Raw genomic sequence first — 20,514 nt, forward strand, 5'->3', positions numbered from 1 at the left:
CCCCAAATCACAAGATCAAAAAAAGAGGGATATACCCGATGAGTAGCACGTCCTTGCCTGCCATTTTTTTACCTGCCGAACTCTGGAACGATCGCCTGTTCACCGGGACTTGGGAGGCTGGCCCCATCGCAGCCACGCAAGTACTCGAACCCGCCACCGGCAACCTCTTGGGCTACGTCGCCAATGCCGATGCCGCGCGAGTGGCTGCTTCGGCCAAAACCGCCAGCGCCGCACAGACCTCTTGGCACCAGCAGCCTTACGACGAGCGCGCGGCGTTGTTCCGTAAAGCCGCGAAAATCGCCGAACAACACTTCGAGGCCATCGTCGACTGGCTGGTGCGTGAAAGCGGTTCGACCCGTGCCAAGGCCGCATTCGAAACCAGTATCAGCATCAAAGTCCTGCACGAAAGCGCTGGTCTGCCCTCGCGTAGTCAAGGTGAAGTGTTGCCTTCGGTACCTGGCCGTCTGAGCCTTGCTCGCCGCCGTCCACTGGGTGTGGTGGGAGTGATCTCGCCCTTCAACTTCCCGCTGTATCTGGCCATTCGGGCGGTTGCTCCGGCGCTGGCAACAGGTAACGCCGTCGTACTCAAACCAGATCCACGCACGGCGGTATGTGGCGGTTTCGTGATTGCCCGGTTGTTCGAACTGGCGGGGTTGCCTGCTGGCTTGCTGCACGTTTTGCCTGGCGGTGTCGATGCGGGTGCTGCGCTGACCAGTGATCCGCATGTGGCGATGATCCAGTTCACCGGTTCGACCGGTGCCGGGCGCAAGGTTGGTGAAGCTGCAGGTCGTCATTTGAAAAAAGTTTCGTTGGAACTGGGCGGTAAAAACTCATTGATCGTGCTTGATGACGCCGATCTCGACTTGGCCCTGGCCAACGCCACGTGGGGCGTTTACCTGCACCAGGGACAAATTTGCATGTCCACAGGTCGCCTGCTGGTACAACGTGCAATCTATGACCGCTTCCTTGAGCGCCTAGTGGCCAAGGCCAAGAGCCTGACGGTCGGCGACCCAGCCACCAGCGAAGTACACCTGGGCCCGCTGATCAACGCCCAGCAGCGTGATCACGCTCACCGCGTAGTGCAAGCCGCGCAACAAGCCGGTGCGACGCTGGAAGCAGGTGGTGGTTATGAAGGGCTGTTTTTCGAACCGACCGTGCTCGGAGGCGTTACCCGCGACAATCCGGCCTTCAACGAAGAAATTTTTGGCCCTGTGGCCGTAGTTGTGCCTTTCGATACCGACGAAGAGGCCGTTGCTCTGGCCAACGATACGGCATACGGCTTGTCTGCTGCCGTACTGTCCCGGGATGTTGGTCGCGCACTCAAGCTCGGTGAGCAACTGCGTGTAGGCCTGCTGCACATCAATGACCAGACGGTTAACGACGAGGTCATCAATCCGTTCGGCGGTGTGGGCGCATCAGGCAATGGCACCAGCATCGGCGGCGCTGCCAACTGGGAAGAATTCACGCAATGGCAATGGCTCACCGTCAAGGGTGAAGCACCGGCCTACCCACTGTAAAAACCTGGAGAAAAATAATAATGAACACACCTGTCTACCGCCCGATCACTGCTGCTGTCACTCGTGGCAAAGGCGCACCTTTTGCACTGGAAGCCGCGCAGATCCGCAATCCCCGGGGCGATGAAGTGTTGGTGCGCATCGTCGCCACCGGCATGTGCCACACCGACATGATCGTCCGAGATCAGTATTACCCAGTGCCGCTGCCTGCAGTGCTGGGCCATGAGGGCGCGGGAGTAGTGGAAGCCATTGGCCCACTGGTCAAAGGGCTTCAAGTGGGCGATCACGTAGTAATGAGTTACGGTTATTGCGGGCATTGCCTGTCCTGTGGAAGTGGCCACACCGCATATTGCCAGGACTTTTTCGGGCGTAATTTCAGTGGGGCAGACCCACAGGGTGAAAGTGCCCTGCAGGACAAGGACGGCGCGCGTCTGAACGATCACTTCTTTGCCCAGTCCTCCTTTGCCACGCTGGCACTGAGTCGGGAGAACAACGCAGTGAAGGTGAGCCGCGAAGCACCGCTGGAGTTACTGGGGCCACTGGGCTGCGGTATCCAGACGGGGGCAGGAGCAGTGATCAACTCACTCAAGGTTACTCCCGGTAGCAGCTTTGCCGCCTTCGGCGGTGGCGCGGTGGGGCTGAGTGCCGTGCTGGCGGCCCGGGTGGCGGGTGCCACCACGATCATTGTGGTCGATGTCGTCCCTTCGCGTCTGGCGCTGGCTACCGAGTTAGGCGCGACTCACGTGGTCAACAGCAAGGACGCCGATCCGGTGGCATTCATACGCGAAATCACCGGTGGTGGCGTCAATTTCGCCCTTGAATCCACGGGTCGCCCAGCGGTATTACGCCAAGCCGTCGATGCACTGGGTAGCCGCGGCAGTCTGGGGGTCGTCGGCGCACCGGCGCTAGGTACCACAGCGGAGTTTGACGTCAATGACCTGCTCTTGGGAGGCAAGACTATTCGAGGCATTATTGAAGGTGACAGTGTGCCGCAGAAGTTCATTCCCGAGCTCGTCTCCCTTTACCTGCAAGGGCGTTTCCCCTTCGACAAGCTGGTGAAGTTCTATAGCTTCGAGGACATCAACCAGGCAGCCGAAGACAGCGAAAAAGGCATCACTCTCAAACCGATCATTCGCATTGGCGGCTGAGTGACATACCCGGAGCGCATAGCGCTCCGGTGCTTCTCTAATAACAAAAAAAAGCAGGAATCCCTTCGTGCATATCATTTCCCGAAATTCCTTGGGCTTACTGGCGTTCGCGCTGAGTTCAACAAAAGCTCTGGCCGTCGACGTCAATGCTGGCGACTACACCGCCCTGCCCGCCGGTACCAATGTCGCCGCCTGGTATCAGCAATATAGCCATGCTGATCGCTTCAACGCTGATGGTGCGCCCGATAACCGGCGGGATACCAGTCTAAAATCGAATATCAGCATCCTGCGATTGATCCACTTCATGGACATCGGCGGTATGACCGTCGACCCGCAAATACTCCTGCCCTTCGGCCATGTGTACGACGCGCGTATCGCAGGCCAGTCGTTGGGTAGCGCCAGTGGTCTGGCCGACCCGATCATCGGCGCTACCTTCTGGCTGGTCAATCAGCCTGCCGCCGGGGCCAGTGGCCGCTACTTCGGAATTACCCCTCTGCTATACCTGCCGTGGGGCAGCTATGACAAACACGACACACTGAACCTTGGCGAGAACCGTTTTAAGGGCGATTTGCAGTTGGGCTGGGTTGAGCCACTGTGGGGTAAGGTATCCATGGAGCTGTACGGTGATGCCGTGGTGTATGGACATAATGATGATGCTGGCACCGGCAACCAGACGCTCAAACAAGACGCGACCTATCAGCTACAAGGCAACTTGCGCTATGACTTCAATCCGGCCCAACGCGTGGCTCTGGGCTACAGCACCAGCACGGGTGGCAAACAGTATCTAGATGGTAATTACACCGGGCAAAAAACCGAGGTGCAGCAAGTGCGCGCTGAATTCCAGCAAATGGTCGGTCGTACTGTGCAGCTCAGTGCGCAGCTAACCCATGATATCCATGTGGTAGGTGGTTTTCAGGAGGACATAGGCGTCAACCTAAGGGCGCTGCTGCTGTTTTGATCTTGACGTTGGTTTAACGAAGGTATACATCAAAGCGTGTCGTGACCAGCCTATAGCGGTCAACGGCACGACTCCAACCAATAAAAAGGTGTCTCGATGGATGCCCACACCCTGCACGATCAGCAACGTCTGGTAATTGCCCGCCAGCGTTTCGTCGAAGGTGTCGCCCTGCCCTCCAATCTTCTGCCGAGCACCATCGCTCACTCCTGGGCGCGATCACGTGAAGCCGGCCTGTTGCCCTGGCAATCCTGGCTGGCAGAACAGGACGACAGTCTGCTGCCGCTTGATGAGTCAGACCAGCAACTTGCAGAGTGTGTACGACCAGAAATCGACCGACTCTGGCAGCAAATCGGCGGTGCTTCATGGACAATTTTCTGCGTCAATACGCGGGGGGTCATCGTCCACGCGCGCCAAGCACGCACGCTCGACGGGCCACTGCTGCCGTTGCAAATTGGACGTCGCATTCAGGAATCCGACATTGGCACCACAGCACCCAGCTGCACCTTGGCCGAAGGTGTTCCGATGGTACTGATCGGCAACCAGCATTACCTCAGTGACTTCGAGCATTTCTTTTGCGTGAGTGTGCCCATCCGGGGCCTGCATGGTGAAGTGATTGGCGTGCTGGACATCACGGGGATCGGTGACCGTCAGGCTGGTGCTGTATTGGAACAATTGAGTCACGCGGCGATGGCGGCCGAAAATCGCTTTTTTACCACGCTGGGCGATTGCCGGATCCTGTCGCTGCAGCATGACCCACGACTGTTGGGTACGCCATTGCAGGGCCTCTTGGCAGTTGACCAGACAGGACGCATTCAAAATGCCAATCGCGCTGCCCAGCGATTGTTGGGACTTGAACAATTTCGCCCCATAGGCAAACGCCTGGATCAACTGTTCGAAGAAAGCAGCGCTATCGATCTGCACCGAGCACAGCAACAATTGACCCTCAGCGACGGTTCCCGGTTGTATGCACAGGTGATTGAGCAACGTCGAGAATCAACTGCGCTGCACGTCTGCTCCCCGCTCCTTTGCGTGTCCATACTGGGCGCCGACCCTCAGCTCAATCGCCAGTTGGACAACGCCCGCAAGGCCTTCGCTGCAGGCGTCCCCATTTTGCTGCAGGGCGAAACGGGCACCGGTAAAGAGGTATTCGCCCGAGCCTTACATGATCAATGGAACGCCCAAGCTCCCTTCGTTGCGATCAACTGCTCGGCGATCCCGGAAAGCCTGATCGAGGCTGAGCTTTTCGGTTATGTGGAAGGCACTTTCACCGGTGCGCGCAAAGGCGGGGCCAGCGGGCAACTGGAAGCTGCACATGGCGGAACCCTGTTATTAGACGAAATTGGTGATATGCCGGCGGCGCTGCAAACCCGGTTATTGCGGGTGCTCCAAGAGCGCGAGATCACTCGTCTGGGTAGCACGACACGGCGAGCCCTGGATGTACGGGTGATCAGTGCCACCCATTGCGATCTGCAGCAACGCATGCTTGATAAAAGTTTTCGTGAAGACCTTTATTACCGCCTCAATGGCCTGAAAATCCGCTTGCCGGCCTTGCGTGAACGTCAGGATCTGAACACCTTGATCGACCTCCTGCGCCAACGCTACGGCGCTCCACCGCTGGAGCACCAGGCATTAATGGCTCTGCACCGCCAGGTCTGGCCAGGCAACATTCGCCAACTGGAACAGACACTGCGCCTTGCGGCGGCGCTGGCCAGTGACCAACCGATGATACTGCTGGAGCACCTTCCAGCAGATATGCGAGCTGAAAGTGAGCAGGAGAGAGGGAGCGATTTGCAGGACGCCGTGCGCCGTACTGTCGAATCAGCGCTGCAGGCCAACGCTGGAAACATTTCTGCCACCGCCAGCCAGCTCGGTATCTCCAGGACCACGTTGTACAAAAAGCTGGGGCGGATTACCAAGTCTGAGTAATCAGCATCACAATAGGCTTCACGCCTTCCAGACCTCGATCAACGCATGAGCAACGCAAGGCAAGTTCGTCCCGTTGAGCCCAGCCATACACATGCGACCGCTGCCAAAGAGATAAACACCAAACTCATCGCGCAACCGTTCCACTTGCGAATGGGAGAGGCCAGTAAAGCTGAACATGCCCTTCTGCTGAACAAAAAAATCGAAGTTCCGTTCGGGCAATGCTTCTCTCAGGAGTGCTGCCTACATCTGCCGCATACTTGCAATCCGCAGACGTATTGCTTCTACCTCTTGTAACCACAACGCAAAAAGCATGGGATCGCTCAGCACCTGGGCGACAATTTCGGCACCGAAACGCGGGGGCTGGAGGAATTGCGTCTTACGGTCGCTTTCAGCTGGCCTAGGTGGTGTTCTCAATCAGGCCAGCCATATGACGGCTGACACTAGGCTCAACATCGACTGATAGTTTCTTGCCAGTCGTTCATACCTTGTTGCGATCCGGCGAAACTGCTTCAGCTTCTGGAAAAAGCGCTCCACCAAGTTGCGCGCCTTGTAGAGATGCCGATCCAGCTGGCGAGGTTTCAGGCGATTTCTTTTCGAGGGGATGACCGCTTCCGCGCCCCTGCGCTGGATAGCCCAATGAAGGCGTCAGAGTCATAGCCTTTGTCAGCCAATACCGCCTCGGGGGTAAAACCCTCGATCAGCGCTTCGGCTTGTCTGTATTTCGAGGCTTGACCAGGCGTCAGTAGCAGACGCACCGGATTGCCCATGGCATCTACGGCTGCGTAAATCTTGGTGCTCAGTCCCCCTCGGGATTTGCCCATGGCTTCGACGTCCTGATCGGTTTTTTTGCCGCGCCATGCTGATGAACGCGCACGATGCTGCCATCCACCATCAGATGCTCCAGATCAGCGTCAGCCGCGAGTGACGCCATGATTCGCAACCAAACGCCCTTGCGAAACCAAGCTGTATGTACCACAGAGTGTCCAGGACTACCCGACACTGTGGCCAATGATCGGAGGCACCCCACCATCAAGCACATCCGCGCTCACTGGGACGAGATTCTGCGTCTGGCAGCATCGATCAAGCAGGGCACCGTCACCGCCTCGCTGATGTTGCGTAAGCTGGGCAGCTATCCGCGCCAGAATGGCTTGGCCGTGGCCCTGCGGAAGCTGGGCCGGATTGAACGCACGCTGTTTATCCTGGACTGGCTGCAAAGTGTCGAGTTGCGTCGTCGTGTGCATGCCGGGTTGAACAAGGGCGAGGCGCGCAACTCCCTGGCCAGTGCGGTGTTCTTCGACCGCCTCAGTGAAATCAGGGATCGGAGCTTCGAGCAGCAGCGCTACCGGGCCAGCGGCCTCAACCTGATCACCGCCGCTATTGTGCTGTGGAGTCTACCTGGAGCGGGCAACCCAGGGGCTGACTGACGCCGGAAAGCCGGTGAACACCGACCTGTTGCAATACCTTTCGCCGCTGGGCTGGGAGCACATTAACCTGACCGGCGATTACGTCTGGCGGCAGAGCCGCAAGCTGGAAGACGGTAAATTCAGGCCGCTACGGCAGGTCGGAAAACCTTAGCGTACGATTTTTTCCGAATTCTGCGGGCTCCCCAACCAGGGAGAAGGGCCAACATGGCATTGGCTCTTCTGACCATCTCGATCAACTCGGACGAGCTAACTGCCCGACTGTGCTGCAACATCTCAGCGGCCAGGACCGCTTTATCGTAGCAACCCTCATCTCGGAAATGCACACCGAGAAAGTCCGAGACCCAAGTATCAAACGCCGGCGAATAAGTTTTTTGCTGCGGCATACGACTCCCCACAGATCAGTATTCCAGTACACCAACTCCCTGGCTTGACTCCGGCTCATCGTAATCGATGCAGTGGGCTCAGGCCGAACTGGGCTGATCAACTGCCTTATCGAGACAGGTTAATTGTACGGTTTCAAACCCTGATTGGCCTCGAGAAAAAATTCTACGGCCCCCAGATAAGTATTTCTTGAGGCGCCCCCCCACCTGGTCTCGGCATTCTGACATCCACAGTCAGTCGTCCCAGAGCCCAGCCGTGAACAAGCCATCCCTCCTCCTTGTATCTCCTCGCCGAATCCTGCTTGGCGCGCTGATCAGCGTCAGCGGCGGCTTTTCACTAATACCAAGCGCTCAGGCGGCCGGTGCATCAGAACAGGCCAACATCGAGGTGATGATCCGCCAGCTGAACGCGCTGGAGGACTCAGCGCGCCGCAGCGCCACGATCGCCAGCGAACCTGGCCAGCGCTACTACTTCGACTATGAACGTCTGGCCGGCGATATCCAGCGCGTTCGCCAGGGCCTGCAAGAGTACCTGACCCCAAGTCGCGCACAGCCGCGGGATCCGGCAGAGCTGGCGGGAAAATACACCCTCACCGGCGGGCGGATGCCATGAGCATGAGCGGCACTCAAGTCGCAGCTTTCAACGCTGCCAGCGGCATCACACCGCAGGCCAGCACCGTGCTGTTCGTAGGCACCGTCATCGCACTGTCGACCCTTTGGGGTGCCTGGGCGCTGTACAGCATCTACCGGGGCTGGGCGACCCAGAACATCGACAGAAACATTGCAGCCGCGTCGACCGTCAAGGTCATCGTCCTCCTGCTGATCCTATCCACACTCGTTCTCAGCTAGCCAAGGAGCTAACCGATGTCTATCCGCACCATCACCAAGTCACTCACCGGCGCCGCCGCAATGATCATGGGTCTGCACCCAGTCATTGCCGCTGCCGCCTTACCAGGAGCACAAGCCCCCACACGCGGCGAGGGAACGAGCTGGCTGCAAACCATCCAGAACTACGGTTACGACGGTTTCATGCTTATCGGGCTGTTTCTGCTCGGAGGCATGATGGTGGGGGTCGCCTCCCATGCCTACGGCGTTTACCACGATATCCATGAGGGCAAGAAAAAGTGGCGAGACCTGGGGCTCACCGCCGTTGTCGGGATCTGTCTGATCGGCGTTGGCATCTTCATGGTCACCAAAGCTACCGGCGTCCTCTAACTGGTGATGCGACATGGCTGAGACCACTTACCTGAAGGATGGAACGCTCGACTTCCTCCCCCACAACCTGAATAGGCAGCCCATCGTCATGGGCGGCCTCACTGCTGATGAAATGTGGGGAACGGTCGGTGTTTGTGGGGGGGTCGGAGTGATTCTGGGCATCCCTGTGTCGTTCTTGTTCGGCAACCCAGCTCTTTTCATCGCTTGCGCTCTTGTAGGTGGAGCTCTGGGCTTGACCGTGGCAAGCCGAATCCTCCGGAAGATGAAGCGCGGCCGGCCGGACACATGGTTTTACCGCCAGCTCCAGTTCTATAAGGCTCAACACCTCCCCTTCCTCGGTGGCCCCCAGTTGGTCACCCGGAAGGGTGCGTGGACATGCCGTCGTACAGGAAAGTAGGGATCTTCATGAGTTTTCGAAAACGAGTGGATGCTCAGCAGGCACACATCCTTAGCTTGCGAATCGCGGTCATTGTGCTGGGCGCAGTCAGTCTTTTTGCGTTCTACGGCTGGCACAAAGCCCCCGAAGACCTGACCGTGCATGTGCCGCCGGACCTCCGCTCCGGCAGCACTCGCAAATGGTGGGAAGTGCCGCCTGAGAACGTGTACGCCTTCGGGTTCTATATCTTCCAGCAGATGCAGCGCTGGGAGAAGAATGGGGACGACGACTACCAGGACAACATCGAACGCCTGGCCTCCTACGTTACCCCTGGTTGCAAGGAATACTTGAAGAAAGACTACGAGATGCGCCGTAACGCCGGTGAGCTGCGTCGCCGTGAGCGGAACGTCTCAGAAATCCCGGGTCACGGGCTGACCGACCCTGGCGTGCTGCGCGTAGAAGAAATCGGGATCAACGATTGGACAGTCAACCTGGATCTGCTCGCTGACGAGTCGGTGAACGGGGAGCGGGTCAAGCGCGCCATGACCCGCTACCCATTGTCCATTGTCCGTGCCGACGTCAACCCAGAGAAAAATCCATTCGGGTTGATGTGGAACTGCTACGCATCCAACCCACAACGCATCGAGGTCGATCTGCAAGCCACCGGGGTGAAGCCATGAATCTGCGCGCCTGGCTTCTTGCTCTGGGCCTCTTCGCAGTTGCCGATGTGAAAGCGGTAGAGCTACTGCAGTGGGACCGTATCCCCATGGCAATCCCGCTGATTGTAGGGCAAGAGCGCATTGTGTTCGTCGACCAAAACGTGCGCGTTGGGATGCCTCCCCAGCTTGTCGGCATGCTGCGCATCCAGAGCACCGGTGGCGCGGTCTACCTCTTGGCCAGCCAAGAAATTCCACCGACTCGGCTCCAGCTGCAGAACGTGGCCACCGGCGAGATCATGCTGGTGGATATTGCCGCAACACCGGCGGCAGAGGGCCAAGCCAAGCTCGAGCCCGCCAAGATCGTCGCCGGTGCGGCCCCTTCCACCTACTACGGCGATACCACCTCAGCACGAACTTCGACAAAGCGATCCGCGACGTCGGAGGAAGAAGAGGATGTTCCACCGCCCCCCCGCCATGAGACTCCAGCGCCGGTGGCCCTGACCCGCTATGCGGCACAAATGCTGTACGCCCCACTTCGCACCGTTGAGCCTGTCGCCGGCATCAGCCAGGTGCGTGTTGACCGGGCCCTGGATCTGAGCACTTTGTTGCCGGTATTGCCCGTGGAGGCATCAATCCTGGGGGCTTGGCGCCTCGACAACAGTTACGTCACTGCGGTCAAGCTGAGGAACCTGAGCGCCCAGCAGCTGACGATGAATGCCACAGAGCTGATGGGTAACTTCACCACAGCGACATTCCAGCACCCGTACCTTGGGGCTCGCGGAAACGCCAGCGATACCACCACGCTTTACCTGGTCACCCAGAGCAAAGGGCTGAAAGAGGCTCTGCTGCCGTCCTCGGTCAGCCAAATTGATCCGAAAGCAGGAGGGCGCCGTGGGCAGTCTGAAAAGTAATCCACTCCTCAAGTACCTGCTCATTCCGGTGCTGATCGTCGTGCTCATCATCCTGTTCAAGGGCGGGAGTAAAAAAGAAGAGGTGAAGGCTCCTGAAGATGAGCCGATCATCATCGGCGGCGACACCGCGCGCAAGCTAGGGGTGGACGGGGATACCCCGGCCGACACTCTCCGCACAGTGGTCGCTGAAAGTCGGGAGGTGAAAGACCAGATCGCGAAGGTGCTGACCGACAACAAAGAACTCAAGGACCAGAACGCAGAGCTCCAGCTCCGGCTTTCGCGCATAGATCAGAATGTCGACAGCAAGCTGAATGATGCGAAGGGCGAGCTGCAGGAGCAGGTTAAAAACCAGAGCCTGGGCCTACAGGACCAGTTCCAGCGTCAGTTGGATAACCTGTCGCAGAACCCCAATGCCGCTGGGCAAGACCTGCCTATCGGGCTTGGCGTGCAACCTGGTGACGGCGCAGGCTTCGACAAGGGTACGAAGTCCAATGGCCTCGTGTGGGTCGAGCCGACCGACGCCACTGCAGTGGACGCCAGCGGTAAGCCACTTCAGCCCGGCTCCCCCCAGGCAGCCAGCGGCTTCAATTTTCCCACCAGCTTTGGCAGCACCCTGGACAAAGGCCAGACCGTTCTCAACGCAACGGCGCAGAACGTCGGTGCTGAGATGTCTCCCCAGGATGCCCGCAAGCAAGTGCGCAAAGCCTATACCCTGCCTCAGAACTCGACCCTGATGGGGTCGGTAGCCATGTCGGCGCTCATTGGCCGCGTCCCGATCGATGGAACAGTCAATGACCCCTTCCCATTTAAGGTTTTGATCGGTCCGGACAACCTAACCGCCAACGGCATTGATCTCCCTGACGTCGTCGGCGCCGTCGCCAGTGGGACCGCATCGGGCGACTGGACATTGTCCTGCGTGCGCGGACAAGTACGGAGCCTGACCTTCGTGTTCGCCGACGGCACGGTTCGATCGTTCCCTGCCCCGGCCGAGGAAGCAAATGGCAGCCAGAACAACAATCAGAACAGCAGCAACGGGAATGGGCAGCCTGCGATCCAGGGCGGGCTCGGCTGGATTAGCGATTCCTACGGCATCCCCTGCATCTCGGGCGACCGCCGATCAAACGCTAAGGAGTATTTGACCAACCAATCCCTGGTGACGGCCGCGGGCGCCGGCATCGCCAAACTGTTGAAGGCCGATGAGCAAAATAGCTCAACATCCTTCAGCAGCGGAGGAACGTCATTCGGGACCACGGGCTCCTCGGGGAACTCAGCCATGGGCGCGATTCTCACCGGCGGCGTCAGCGACATCCGCTCCTGGATGAACAAGCTCTACGGCGAAGCCTTCGCCGCCGTGTACGTCCAGCCCGGGGCGAAGGTCGCCGTCCACTTGGACCAGCAGCTCGCCATCGACTACGAGATCAAAGGCCGCAAGGTCGATTACAACTCCGGAGCCAACCATGTATCTGCAAACTTGGACTAAGCCCCACCTGCAGGCCGGGGCCTGGCTCGTGCTCACCCTCCTTCTAGGCGGATGCACGACTGACAAAGACGAGCTGCTCCCCCACGGGGAAGCCAACATGATGGACGTGTGGCAACACGGAACGTCTGGAGGAAGCTCTGGCAGCTCCAACAGCAGAATGCTGCTGGATGCTCGCCAGGAACTTCGCCGGCCGCTTGATGAGGCGCAGGTGGTTCGCCAACAGACAGGTGCTGACGCCTTCACTCGCACGCCCCAGAACGAGATTTACAGCCAGTTCAAGCGCCTGCCGAATCCTGACCTGGTGATGTACGTGTTCCCGCACCTGGCTGGTACGGATCCGGTTCCAGTCCCGGGTTACACCACGGTGTTCCCGATGTATCAACGCGTGCAGTACGCCATGCCAGGCGAGCGTACGGAGGAGTACTGATGCAGTTCATCAGCAAATTGCTGGGCAAAGGCTCTGCAATGCCCATCGAGCCCGTGCTCGGCCAGACAGCGACCGAACACGAGCCAATCGACGACCGTCCCACAACGGTTAGTACAGCCATCAACGAGGAGCACCGCCTAGCTGCGAATGACCGGTACATCGCCCGCCTGGAGTCGATGGGCATCCCTTCCCCTATCGACTGGCAAAACCCTAAACGTCGGCCGGCTACGAAAGCTGACGTGTCGCGCATGTACGAGGTCAACCCGTCGTTCGTGGACATGCTGCCATGGGCCGAATATCTGCCCGAGGAAGAAGCCATGCTCCTCGAGGATGGCATTTCCAGGGCGGCGTTTTTCGAGTTGGTCCCGATTGGGACCGAGGGGCGCTCCGACGACTGGCTTCAACAAGCTCGCGATGCGTTGCAAGGCGTCCTACAAGACAGTTTTGACGAGCTGGAGAGCTCGCACTGGGTCGTTCAGCTTTACGCCCAGGACGAGACGGACTGGGGTGACTACCTGCAGAAACTCCAGGCCTACGTTCAGCCCCGGGCTGACAACACAGACTTCACCAGGTTATATCTCGCGCTGTTCCGCCACCACCTTGAATCCATCTCCAAGCCCGGTGGGCTGTTCGTCGACACGGCCGTCAGCAACCTTCCGTGGCGTGGGCAGACCCGGAAAGTCCGCCTGGTGGTGTACCGCCGGGTAAAGAAACAGGACCTCGTGGTTCGCGGTCAGGAGCCTGCCGCATACCTCAAAGCAATCTGCGATCGCCTCAAGGGATCCCTGGCCAACGCCGGCGTTACAACCAAACGCATGGATGGCCACGCTATCAAGCGCTGGCTCGTGGGTTGGTTCAATCCACACCCAGATCATCTGGGCACGACCGATAGCGATATCCGTCGATTCTACGACACGGTCTGCCAACCACCACGCGAGCTCGACGAGGGTGAACTGCCGGTGGCCAGCGGTACCGACTTTTCGGAGAATTTGTTCTTCCGAGAACCGCGCTCGGATGTCGACAGCGGCCTTTGGTCGTTCGACGGCATGCCGCACCGAGTTGTGATCCTCGATCGCCTGAAAAATGCCCCCCTTACCGGGCACCTGACCGGTGAGACCAAGCAGTCAGACTCATTGAACTCGCTGTTCGACCGCCTGCCTGAGGATACCGTGCTGTGTATCACCATGGTGCCGACCCCGCAGGATCTGCTGGAAGGGCATCTTGAACAACTCTCCAGGAAGGCCATCGGCGACACCCAGGCATCCAGCCACACCCGGGATGACGTTCAAACGGCACGGTCCATCCTCGGGCGTAAGCACAAGCTCTACAGGGGCAGTGTTGCTTTCTTCCTCCGAGGTCAGAATAAAGCCGTGCTCGAGGAGCGTACGACCAGCTTGTGCAACGTCCTCCTCGGCGCCGGCATGCAGCCAGTCCAGCCACAGGACGAAGTAGCTCCTCTGAACAGCTACCTGCGGTGGTTACCGTGCAATTTCGACCCGAATGAAAATCGTGCCTTGGATTGGTACACCCAGTTGATGTTCACCCAGCACATCGCGAATCTGGCCCCAGTATGGGGGCGCTCCACTGGAACAGGTAACCCAGGCTTCACGCTGTCCAACAGGGGAGGAGCGACGCTGACCTTCGACCCATTGAACAAGCTCGATCGCCAGATGAACGCCCACTTGTTCTTGTTTGGACCCACCGGCGCGGGTAAGTCTGCAACGGCCAACTACTTGATCATGCAAGCCATTGCACTCTATCGCCCAAGGTTCTTCATCATCGAGGCCGGCAACAGCTTCGGTCTGCTCGGCGATTTCGCCAAGCGGCTCGGCCTGACCGTAAACCGAGTGCGGCTCGCCCCGGGCAGCGGCGTGAGCCTCGCCCCGTTCGTCGACGCGGTGCAACTCGTCAAAAACAAGGACCAGGTCAAGGTTCTGAATGCGGCGGACGTGGATGCTTCGGACCAACACCTGGCCGATGCCCTGGCGGGGATGGAGGACGAGCAGCGGGATATCTTGGGCGAGCTTGAGATCACTGCCCGATTGATGATCACAGGCGGCGAGTCCAAGGAAGACGCTCGACTCACTCGGGCTGACCGCAGTGCCATCCGCCAGTGCATCCTCAACGCGGCTGAACTGTGTGTCAGCGAGAGCCGTCCAGTGCTCACTGAAGACATCAGCGCAGCGCTGCAAGCGATGGCCAGCGACGACAAACTCCCTGAAAGCCGGCGCAACCGATTCATGGAGATGGCCGAGGCCATGGGGATGTTCACCATGGGTACAGAAGCCGAGATGTTCAACCGTCCTGGTACCGCCTGGCCGGAAGCTGACATCACGATCGTTGACCTGGCTACCTACGCGCGTGAGGGCTATCAGGCCCAGATGGCCATTGCCTACATCTCACTGCTGAACACCATCAACAACATCGCGGAGCGGGACCAGTTCAAAGGTCGACCACTGATTGCCTTCACCGACGAAGGCCACATCCCATTGAAAGTTCCACTGCTCTCCCCGTACTCGGTGAAGATCACCAAGATGTGGCGAAAATTGGGCGCCTGGTACTGGATGGCAACCCAGAACGTCGACGACATCCCCCCAGAAGCATCCGCGCTGCTCAACATGATCGAGTGGTGGATCTGCTTGAACATGCCGCCCGACGAGGTGGAGAAGATCGCGCGCTTCCGTGAGCTCACGCCGGCCCAGAAGACGATGATGCTCTCGGCAAGGAAGGAAAACGGCAAGTTCACCGAGGGCATCGTCCTGGCCAAACGGATCGAGATGCTGTTCCGGGTAGTGCCCCCCAGCTTGTGCCTCGCCTTGGCCATGACCGAGCCTGAAGAAAAGCGGCAACGTTATGAAACCATGCAAGCCCTCGGCTGCGATGAATTACACGCCGCGCTGCAGGTGGCCGCGGACCTGGACCGCAAACGCGGTATCACCCCCTTCCCCATCACCTTTCCCGAACAAAAGAAGGCCGTGGAGCGCGTGGCATGAGAGTCATGAATACCCTGACCCAGAACATCATTGATAACCTGACCCAGCTGCTCAAAGACCCCGGGCACGACACACTCCAGTCGCTGTCGGTTTGCGCACCAGTGCTCATTGACGAGCTGCAACAGATCAAAAATAACGCCCTCGATCGCCGAGACATCATGCCTCTGATCCAGGGAGTCTTGGATGAGTGGCTGAAACAGCACCCCCAACCGGAAGGGGCCATACACGACCTCCAAGCCGCTCTGCAGCGCCTCGGCCCGCCCATCGTCGGTCCTAGCGATCAGGGGAACAAGCATGCGTAAACGTAGGTTAAGCCTCATCTTGCTCTGCACCATTGTGATCGTAGGTCTCGGCGCTGGGTGGTATTTGGCAAAGACCGGTAACGCGAGAAGCCCCGATGAGACCTGGTACTTCGGGCCCTCGAATGCGAGGTGGGTAATCACTGAGTACGCCGACCTCGAATGCCCTTATTGCAGGGTATACACCCCGCAATTGAAGCAATGGGTGAGTGAGCAAGATAACGTGAAGCTCGCTTGGCATCACTTCCCCCTCGATACCCATGGTGCTGCAGCAGTATCGGAGGCACATCTCGTTCAATGCGCGGGTACCTTAGGGGGGGCTTCGGCGTTCTGGCAAGCGATCGACCAGGTCCTGCTACGCACGCGCAGCAATGGCCAGGGCCTCGCAGGTGAATTGGAGCTACCCGACATCTCCGCTGAGGATCTCTCCCATTGTGCTAGGACAAAAGTTGATATCCGCGCAGCGGTTGATCAACAGCTGGCTCAGGCAAAAAGCCGCGGCATTGCCGCTACCCCCACGATTGAGGTCACTGACAGTCTGACGGGGCACAGCATTCGCCTGGAGGGCCCGGTGGACAGCGCCGCGCTGTTGTCGGTCATCGATGCCCTCGCCGCCCAGGCCCCACTGCGCAAGGACTAGTCCAGGTAATGATCAAACTCACGGTATTGCGCAACGACAACAATGAAGAAGAAAGCAACCTGCCAAGCAGGTTCTTTCCCAGCGCAGGCTCTGGCCATGGATGGTTTCAGCTTGAGCCGGCTGGGGCTGGGGAAGAGTCACCCTCACACTCTGAGCTAAGCTGGGCTCTCCAGGAGTGGAATGACGACTGCGTACTCATGGAGTACGACGCTGCCGCAGGCAAAGGACGCTTCGTGATCGTCGACTGGTATGCGCCGGCGCCGGGGACAGTGCTCGAGCTGAACCTGCAGCGCGAAATGACTTTGGAGGAGCAGGATCCAGACGACGCGGAATGGTTCTACTAGTTCACATTTTAGAGGTCGCCCAACATCCGGAGGGAACGGATATCCCTTCACCCAGTCACACGCAGGGATGATGTCGAGGTGAGGTGGATGATGAAACTACAAGGATTCGCAAGCCGACACAGCTACTTGAGCGTCCAACTTGAAAAGCTCTACCAGCAACTGTCCGGCCCTCCCAATATCGTGGGCTTTTCGGCGTCAGTCACGCAACTCAACGACGACATTTGCGAATTGCAGCGGGATGTCATGGAATCAGTATTACTCCGTTCCAGATCGCCGGCTCCGGGGACCAGGTCCTCACCGACCGAACGACCACAACTCACTCAGGCTCTCGGCGATCAAGAGGATCTCGAGGAGGTGTGACGGTCAGGGTGAAACTCCCGGTGAGGCTTTGTCGCAGCTCCTGAGGCATCCAGTAGGCAAACTGCACTAGCCACGCGCCATCCTTCAGCCGATGGGTTTCCTGGCGAAACTCTTCAACAGATGCTTCATCTATGCCGAGAAGGGCCGCCACTTCTGGGTTGGTGGGTATGCGGTCCATCACTAACCTGCCTCCCTGCGCCTTACCAATGTTGCAAAATACTCCAGCGCAATTGAACTAACACCAACCGTCTATCGGTCGGAGAGCTTGCCCGTTGTCATCCAGGAATAAGCGCGCTGAAGCGCCCATGTCATTGCCGTAGTCATCGTCTGATCTTTGCAGTCCAAATAGCCCTCCTCGAGCAGCAACTCACCATCTTGGGCATAAATCCCGAGAAACAGCTGAGTTTGGTTCGCCTTTGAGACCCTTACCTGGATGTTAATGAGGGAGCCATCCGCCATCCTCTCATCGAAGTTTCTGAAGTGCAGATCTGGGTCTGCCCACTCCCAGAAAATTTGACCTCTGTTGCGCATGTCCCGTCCCAGGGTAAGTGAGAATCCAGGCAGTATGAGCCATATCCACAAGCCTGCCACGGCAAAAACGCTCCGTCTGTTCCACCCGACCTAACTCCCCGATAAATCCAAGCACCCTCAGATATCTATTTCCTACTGCGCCTGGTGGGCCGATCCGTTTTCCTGTATCGGTCCCCACTTCAGGTGCAGTCCCATGTTCAATCCCCTCCCGCCCTCATGGCGAGCAGTCCCCTTGCTCGTTGTCGCGTTGGCCACCGGCACCGCCCATGCCGAGACCTGGGCCATAACAGACTCAGCGCACCCACTGACTTCCGTACCAGCAGATGTGCGTGTCATCAAGCTCGATGACCAACAGCGCATCGAAGAGCAGTTGTCCCGAGAGCTGCCACCTAACCCTCACCAGGCCGCTCTCGCCGCACGACGGCTGATGAGCACTCCGGCAGGGGCCGCACTGATGCAACAGCTGGCCACCGCCCAGCAGGGAAATGCTGATGCCTGGAGTGTCGGTGTTTCGAAGGTGCCGGCGGTGGTCGTCGATCGCCGGTATGTGGTGTACGGCCAACCCGACGTGGCAACAGCCATGCAGACCATCAACCGTGCAAGGGGGCAATGATGAGGCGAATATCCAGACTGACCCTGACCGGTCTTCTTACAGCATCACTCCCGCTCTCAGCATCAGCGGCCATCAGTTCAGCGGCGATTATCGCCTCCACCAGTTCGCCTACCTGCCTTGAGTACAAAGTGGTCGGAATCTGTTACTGGCTGCTCTGCACCCCTGTTGGCTGCACGGTCAAAACCTCCACCAAAGTCCGGCATTACATCCCGGACGCGGTGGTATCTGCCTACGCCAATACCGGGGAAAACCCTTGGACAGAGGTGAGCCCCATGGGAGCGCCGAATGCGGCAGCGCAAGCCGGTAATGATGGAACAACCAACCACAACGCCGAGAACAACATCGCCAAGTTCAAGGAGGCAGACGTTATTGGCCATCCTGGAGCTGCGGTGTTCAGCCGGTTCGCCAGTTCCTTTGGCTATTCCTGCCACGGCGCGACCACGCCTTACGTTCCATACATGCTCAGCACGCTGGACACCCTTGCATGGCGGTACGGAGTACCCGAGTCCGTTTACCCGGAGGCCCTGATTCCGGGCATGCGTGAAGTCGGCGGCCTTCTATCGGCAGACATGTGGGGAAGCGTTTACCCACGCAGCGGCTTCATCCACCAGGTCGACGATTTTAAAGCCGGTGCTGTCATCGCCCAGCGCGCCGGCGACGTCACCACCCGTGTCGGTCAACCCCACGTGTACCTGCCAATGCGCGGTCTTGCAGAACCAGGCTACTGGCCTGCCGGCGAGCTGAAAGAAGGCGATGCCACCACAGGAAAGTGGCAGCAACTCACGCCAACCATGAGCCCCACCTGCGCCGTATTCCCCTCCCCCGGCCCTAATGCCGACGCTGTCGACGAAGCCTATGCGTGGGCCCTGTGGCGGCCCTACTCATGCTGCCAGCGTAAGGGCCAAACCTTCCTGGGAAGCACTGACTTCCAATGAGATATGACTGGAGAGCTCAATGAATAAATTATCCATCGCGATCATTCTCGCAGCTGGCATGACCAGCACCTGGTGCATGGCCGAGGCCGCCGACCCGATCAAGGTCGAATCCCAGGGCAGCGTGATCGGAGACGACGTGCTCTACAGCATCGGTGGTGGCAGTGCTGTCCAGATGGGCAGCGCTGGCCAGATGGAGAGCATCACCGTCGGTGCCGGCTGGCAGAACAACCTGGTCTGCGGAAACATGGACCTCAGCAACACGCTGCAGAACCAGCTGAACGGCGCAACGCAGGGTTTCCAGCAGATCATGGGCAGCGTCATCCAGAACGCGACCGGCGCAGTCACGTCACTGCCGGCGATGATCCTGCAGCGGGCCAATCCCGCCCTCTATAACCTGCTGACGAACGGAATCCTGCAGGCGCGCCTCGACTACGACCGATCGAAGGGAACCTGCAGGGCGATGGCCGAACGAATGGCCGACATTGCGGGTGGCCAGATGGGGTGGGGCAAGGTTGCAGAGGGGCAGAAGATGGGGCAAGCCCTGGCATCCAGCAACGACGCCGTAGCAGTGGTCGACAAGGTCGAGGAAGCGCCTGGAACCAACGGCGTGACCTGGGTAGGCGGAAAGCAGGCCGGCGGCAACGGGCAACAGCCTATCAAAGTGGTCGGGGACGTCGCGAAGGCAGGCTATAACCTTCTCAACAACCGTGCAGCTCAGGACACCTCGAGCATTCCGCAGGCCAGCTGCTCCAATGGACTGGTGTGCGGCAGTTGGGAATCACCAGCCGAAGCCGCCCAGTTCGCAAACCGGGTCCTGGGTGAGCAGCAGATCCAAACCTGTGAAGGCTGCGCCACCACCTCGACTCCGGGAGTGGGCCTGACGCCGCTGATCCAGGAAACATACGACAAGAAGCTCGCGGCGCTGCAGGAGCTCTTGAAGCCGGGAACACAGATCACCTCCGAGAAGCTGCGTGAGGCCAGCAGCGACTCACTGCCCATCACCCGCGGCGTCGTAACCGCACTTCGTGACGAGCGTGACCAAGCTGTACTTACGTCCCGCCTTGCCTCGGAGGTGGCACTTGCAGACGTTCTGGAGAAAGCGCTTCTGATGCAACGCATGCTGATTACAGGCAGCAGGGAGCCGAATGTGAGCATGAACAAGATTGCCGTAGAAGCGACCCTCGGCCAGGTGGACAACCTCCAATTGCTAATCACGAATCTGAAGACCGAGCTCGATATGCGACAGCAGCTCGCGAACAACTCTCCGATGAAAATCATCGAACGCGGCAAGGCACGCTCCGAAAGTTCTCGCTCGATTTACAACGCGGCGCCTGAACAGGATCGCATGATTCAGCTGCAGAAGCCTGCCGGCAAGGAGTGA

The 20,514-nt window shown here is 58.9% G+C and carries 23 protein-coding genes and 1 pseudogene; 20 read left to right on the forward strand and 4 right to left on the reverse strand.

The annotated features are described in order from the left end of the window. The first annotated feature begins 38 nt into the window (after nucleotides 1-38). The 4 genes from AACG97_RS21230 to AACG97_RS21245 all read left to right on the forward strand — a co-directional run bounded on the left by AACG97_RS21230 (nucleotide 39) and on the right by AACG97_RS21245 (nucleotide 5,546). Entirely contained in the window at nucleotides 39-1,517 is a 1,479-nt protein-coding gene (locus AACG97_RS21230) for a benzaldehyde dehydrogenase (RefSeq protein WP_021018595.1), read from the forward strand. A gap of 20 nt (nucleotides 1,518-1,537) precedes the next feature. Continuing rightward, a complete protein-coding gene (locus AACG97_RS21235) occupies nucleotides 1,538-2,662 on the forward strand; it encodes an NAD(P)-dependent alcohol dehydrogenase (RefSeq protein ID WP_232555190.1) in 1,125 nt (374 codons plus the stop codon). Between the two features lie 67 nt (nucleotides 2,663-2,729). Then, the gene (locus tag AACG97_RS21240; protein ID WP_021018597.1) at nucleotides 2,730-3,620 is read left to right on the forward strand and encodes a transporter; all 891 of its coding nucleotides are present in this window, start codon (nucleotides 2,730-2,732) and stop codon (nucleotides 3,618-3,620) included. A gap of 96 nt (nucleotides 3,621-3,716) precedes the next feature. Next, the gene (locus AACG97_RS21245; protein WP_021018598.1) at nucleotides 3,717-5,546 is read left to right on the forward strand and encodes a sigma-54-dependent Fis family transcriptional regulator; all 1,830 of its coding nucleotides are present in this window, start codon (nucleotides 3,717-3,719) and stop codon (nucleotides 5,544-5,546) included. Nucleotides 5,547-5,564: 18 nt separating this feature from the next. Here AACG97_RS21245 and AACG97_RS21250 read toward each other — a convergent pair whose 3' ends face one another. The 3 genes from AACG97_RS21250 to AACG97_RS21255 form a co-directional block, all read right to left on the reverse strand. Next, nucleotides 5,565-5,765, reverse strand: a complete 201-nt coding sequence (locus tag AACG97_RS21250) for an aminotransferase class I/II-fold pyridoxal phosphate-dependent enzyme (protein WP_038405178.1) — start codon at nucleotides 5,763-5,765, stop codon at nucleotides 5,565-5,567. Nucleotides 5,766-5,960: 195 nt separating this feature from the next. Next, a complete protein-coding gene (locus tag AACG97_RS28145) occupies nucleotides 5,961-6,176 on the reverse strand; it encodes a transposase (RefSeq protein WP_079386422.1) in 216 nt (71 codons plus the stop codon). Continuing rightward, nucleotides 6,125-6,367, reverse strand: coding sequence for a transposase (locus AACG97_RS21255; RefSeq protein WP_079386423.1), 243 nt, complete (start codon nucleotides 6,365-6,367; stop codon nucleotides 6,125-6,127). The genes AACG97_RS28145 and AACG97_RS21255 overlap by 52 nt, the downstream gene beginning before the upstream one ends. 133 nt (nucleotides 6,368-6,500) lie before the next feature. On the opposite strand from AACG97_RS21255, the pseudogene AACG97_RS21260 reads away from it, so the two are divergent. The 13 genes and pseudogenes from AACG97_RS21260 to AACG97_RS21320 all read left to right on the forward strand — a co-directional run. Next, nucleotides 6,501-7,121, forward strand: a pseudogene (locus tag AACG97_RS21260) (Tn3 family transposase); the annotation flags it as partial. A gap of 524 nt (nucleotides 7,122-7,645) precedes the next feature. Then, nucleotides 7,646-7,963, forward strand: coding sequence for an integrative conjugative element protein, RAQPRD family (locus AACG97_RS21265; RefSeq protein WP_028690570.1), 318 nt, complete (start codon nucleotides 7,646-7,648; stop codon nucleotides 7,961-7,963). Between the two features lie 2 nt (nucleotides 7,964-7,965). Continuing rightward, nucleotides 7,966-8,199 (forward strand): TIGR03758 family integrating conjugative element protein, encoded by a 234-nt coding sequence (locus AACG97_RS21270; RefSeq protein WP_023660746.1) that lies wholly within the window; start codon nucleotides 7,966-7,968, stop codon nucleotides 8,197-8,199. A gap of 60 nt (nucleotides 8,200-8,259) precedes the next feature. Next, a complete protein-coding gene (locus tag AACG97_RS21275; protein ID WP_225624753.1) occupies nucleotides 8,260-8,565 on the forward strand; it encodes a TIGR03745 family integrating conjugative element membrane protein in 306 nt (101 codons plus the stop codon). A gap of 13 nt (nucleotides 8,566-8,578) precedes the next feature. Then, nucleotides 8,579-8,962, forward strand: a complete 384-nt coding sequence (locus AACG97_RS21280) for a TIGR03750 family conjugal transfer protein (protein ID WP_023660748.1) — start codon at nucleotides 8,579-8,581, stop codon at nucleotides 8,960-8,962. An 8-nt stretch (nucleotides 8,963-8,970) separates the two neighbouring features. Next, nucleotides 8,971-9,621 carry a PFL_4703 family integrating conjugative element protein gene (locus AACG97_RS21285; RefSeq protein ID WP_023660749.1) on the forward strand — a complete coding sequence of 217 codons (651 nt, stop codon included), beginning with the start codon at nucleotides 8,971-8,973 and terminating at the stop codon, nucleotides 9,619-9,621. After that, a complete protein-coding gene (locus AACG97_RS21290; protein WP_023660750.1) occupies nucleotides 9,618-10,511 on the forward strand; it encodes a TIGR03749 family integrating conjugative element protein in 894 nt (297 codons plus the stop codon). Before AACG97_RS21285 ends, AACG97_RS21290 begins: the two co-directional genes overlap by 4 nt. Then, entirely contained in the window at nucleotides 10,492-11,991 is a 1,500-nt protein-coding gene (locus AACG97_RS21295; protein WP_103463344.1) for a TIGR03752 family integrating conjugative element protein, read from the forward strand. The genes AACG97_RS21290 and AACG97_RS21295 overlap by 20 nt, the downstream gene beginning before the upstream one ends. Then, a complete protein-coding gene (locus tag AACG97_RS21300) occupies nucleotides 11,969-12,418 on the forward strand; it encodes a TIGR03751 family conjugal transfer lipoprotein (protein ID WP_023660752.1) in 450 nt (149 codons plus the stop codon). Before AACG97_RS21295 ends, AACG97_RS21300 begins: the two co-directional genes overlap by 23 nt. After that, complete coding sequence (locus tag AACG97_RS21305) at nucleotides 12,418-15,411, forward strand: conjugative transfer ATPase (protein WP_232555189.1); 2,994 nt, start codon at nucleotides 12,418-12,420, stop codon at nucleotides 15,409-15,411. Before AACG97_RS21300 ends, AACG97_RS21305 begins: the two co-directional genes overlap by 1 nt. Beyond that, nucleotides 15,408-15,713: a hypothetical protein gene (locus tag AACG97_RS21310; RefSeq protein WP_103463345.1), complete on the forward strand. Its 306-nt coding sequence runs from the start codon at nucleotides 15,408-15,410 to the stop codon at nucleotides 15,711-15,713. Before AACG97_RS21305 ends, AACG97_RS21310 begins: the two co-directional genes overlap by 4 nt. Beyond that, nucleotides 15,706-16,350 carry a DsbA family protein gene (locus AACG97_RS21315; RefSeq protein WP_103463346.1) on the forward strand — a complete coding sequence of 215 codons (645 nt, stop codon included), beginning with the start codon at nucleotides 15,706-15,708 and terminating at the stop codon, nucleotides 16,348-16,350. The genes AACG97_RS21310 and AACG97_RS21315 overlap by 8 nt, the downstream gene beginning before the upstream one ends. An 8-nt stretch (nucleotides 16,351-16,358) precedes the next feature. Beyond that, nucleotides 16,359-16,694, forward strand: coding sequence for a hypothetical protein (locus AACG97_RS21320; RefSeq protein WP_103463347.1), 336 nt, complete (start codon nucleotides 16,359-16,361; stop codon nucleotides 16,692-16,694). Nucleotides 16,695-17,010: 316 nt separating this feature from the next. Here the strand turns inward: AACG97_RS21320 and AACG97_RS21325 are convergent, their stop codons facing one another. After that, a complete protein-coding gene (locus tag AACG97_RS21325) occupies nucleotides 17,011-17,232 on the reverse strand; it encodes a hypothetical protein (RefSeq protein WP_060495291.1) in 222 nt (73 codons plus the stop codon). Nucleotides 17,233-17,778: 546 nt separating this feature from the next. On the opposite strand from AACG97_RS21325, the gene AACG97_RS21330 reads away from it, so the two are divergent. The 3 genes from AACG97_RS21330 to AACG97_RS21340 are packed head-to-tail and all read left to right on the forward strand — an operon-like array spanning nucleotide 17,779 to nucleotide 20,514. Next, nucleotides 17,779-18,198, forward strand: a complete 420-nt coding sequence (locus AACG97_RS21330) for a TIGR03757 family integrating conjugative element protein (RefSeq protein WP_181005345.1) — start codon at nucleotides 17,779-17,781, stop codon at nucleotides 18,196-18,198. Beyond that, nucleotides 18,198-19,133, forward strand: a complete 936-nt coding sequence (locus tag AACG97_RS21335; protein WP_023662956.1) for a TIGR03756 family integrating conjugative element protein — start codon at nucleotides 18,198-18,200, stop codon at nucleotides 19,131-19,133. The genes AACG97_RS21330 and AACG97_RS21335 overlap by 1 nt, the downstream gene beginning before the upstream one ends. Before the next feature lie 19 nt (nucleotides 19,134-19,152). Further along, nucleotides 19,153-20,514 (forward strand): integrating conjugative element protein, encoded by a 1,362-nt coding sequence (locus tag AACG97_RS21340; RefSeq protein WP_023662955.1) that lies wholly within the window; start codon nucleotides 19,153-19,155, stop codon nucleotides 20,512-20,514.

Source organism: Pseudomonas sp. Nvir, from assembly GCF_963778085.1.
Lineage (GTDB): Bacteria > Pseudomonadota > Gammaproteobacteria > Pseudomonadales > Pseudomonadaceae > Aquipseudomonas > Aquipseudomonas juntendi.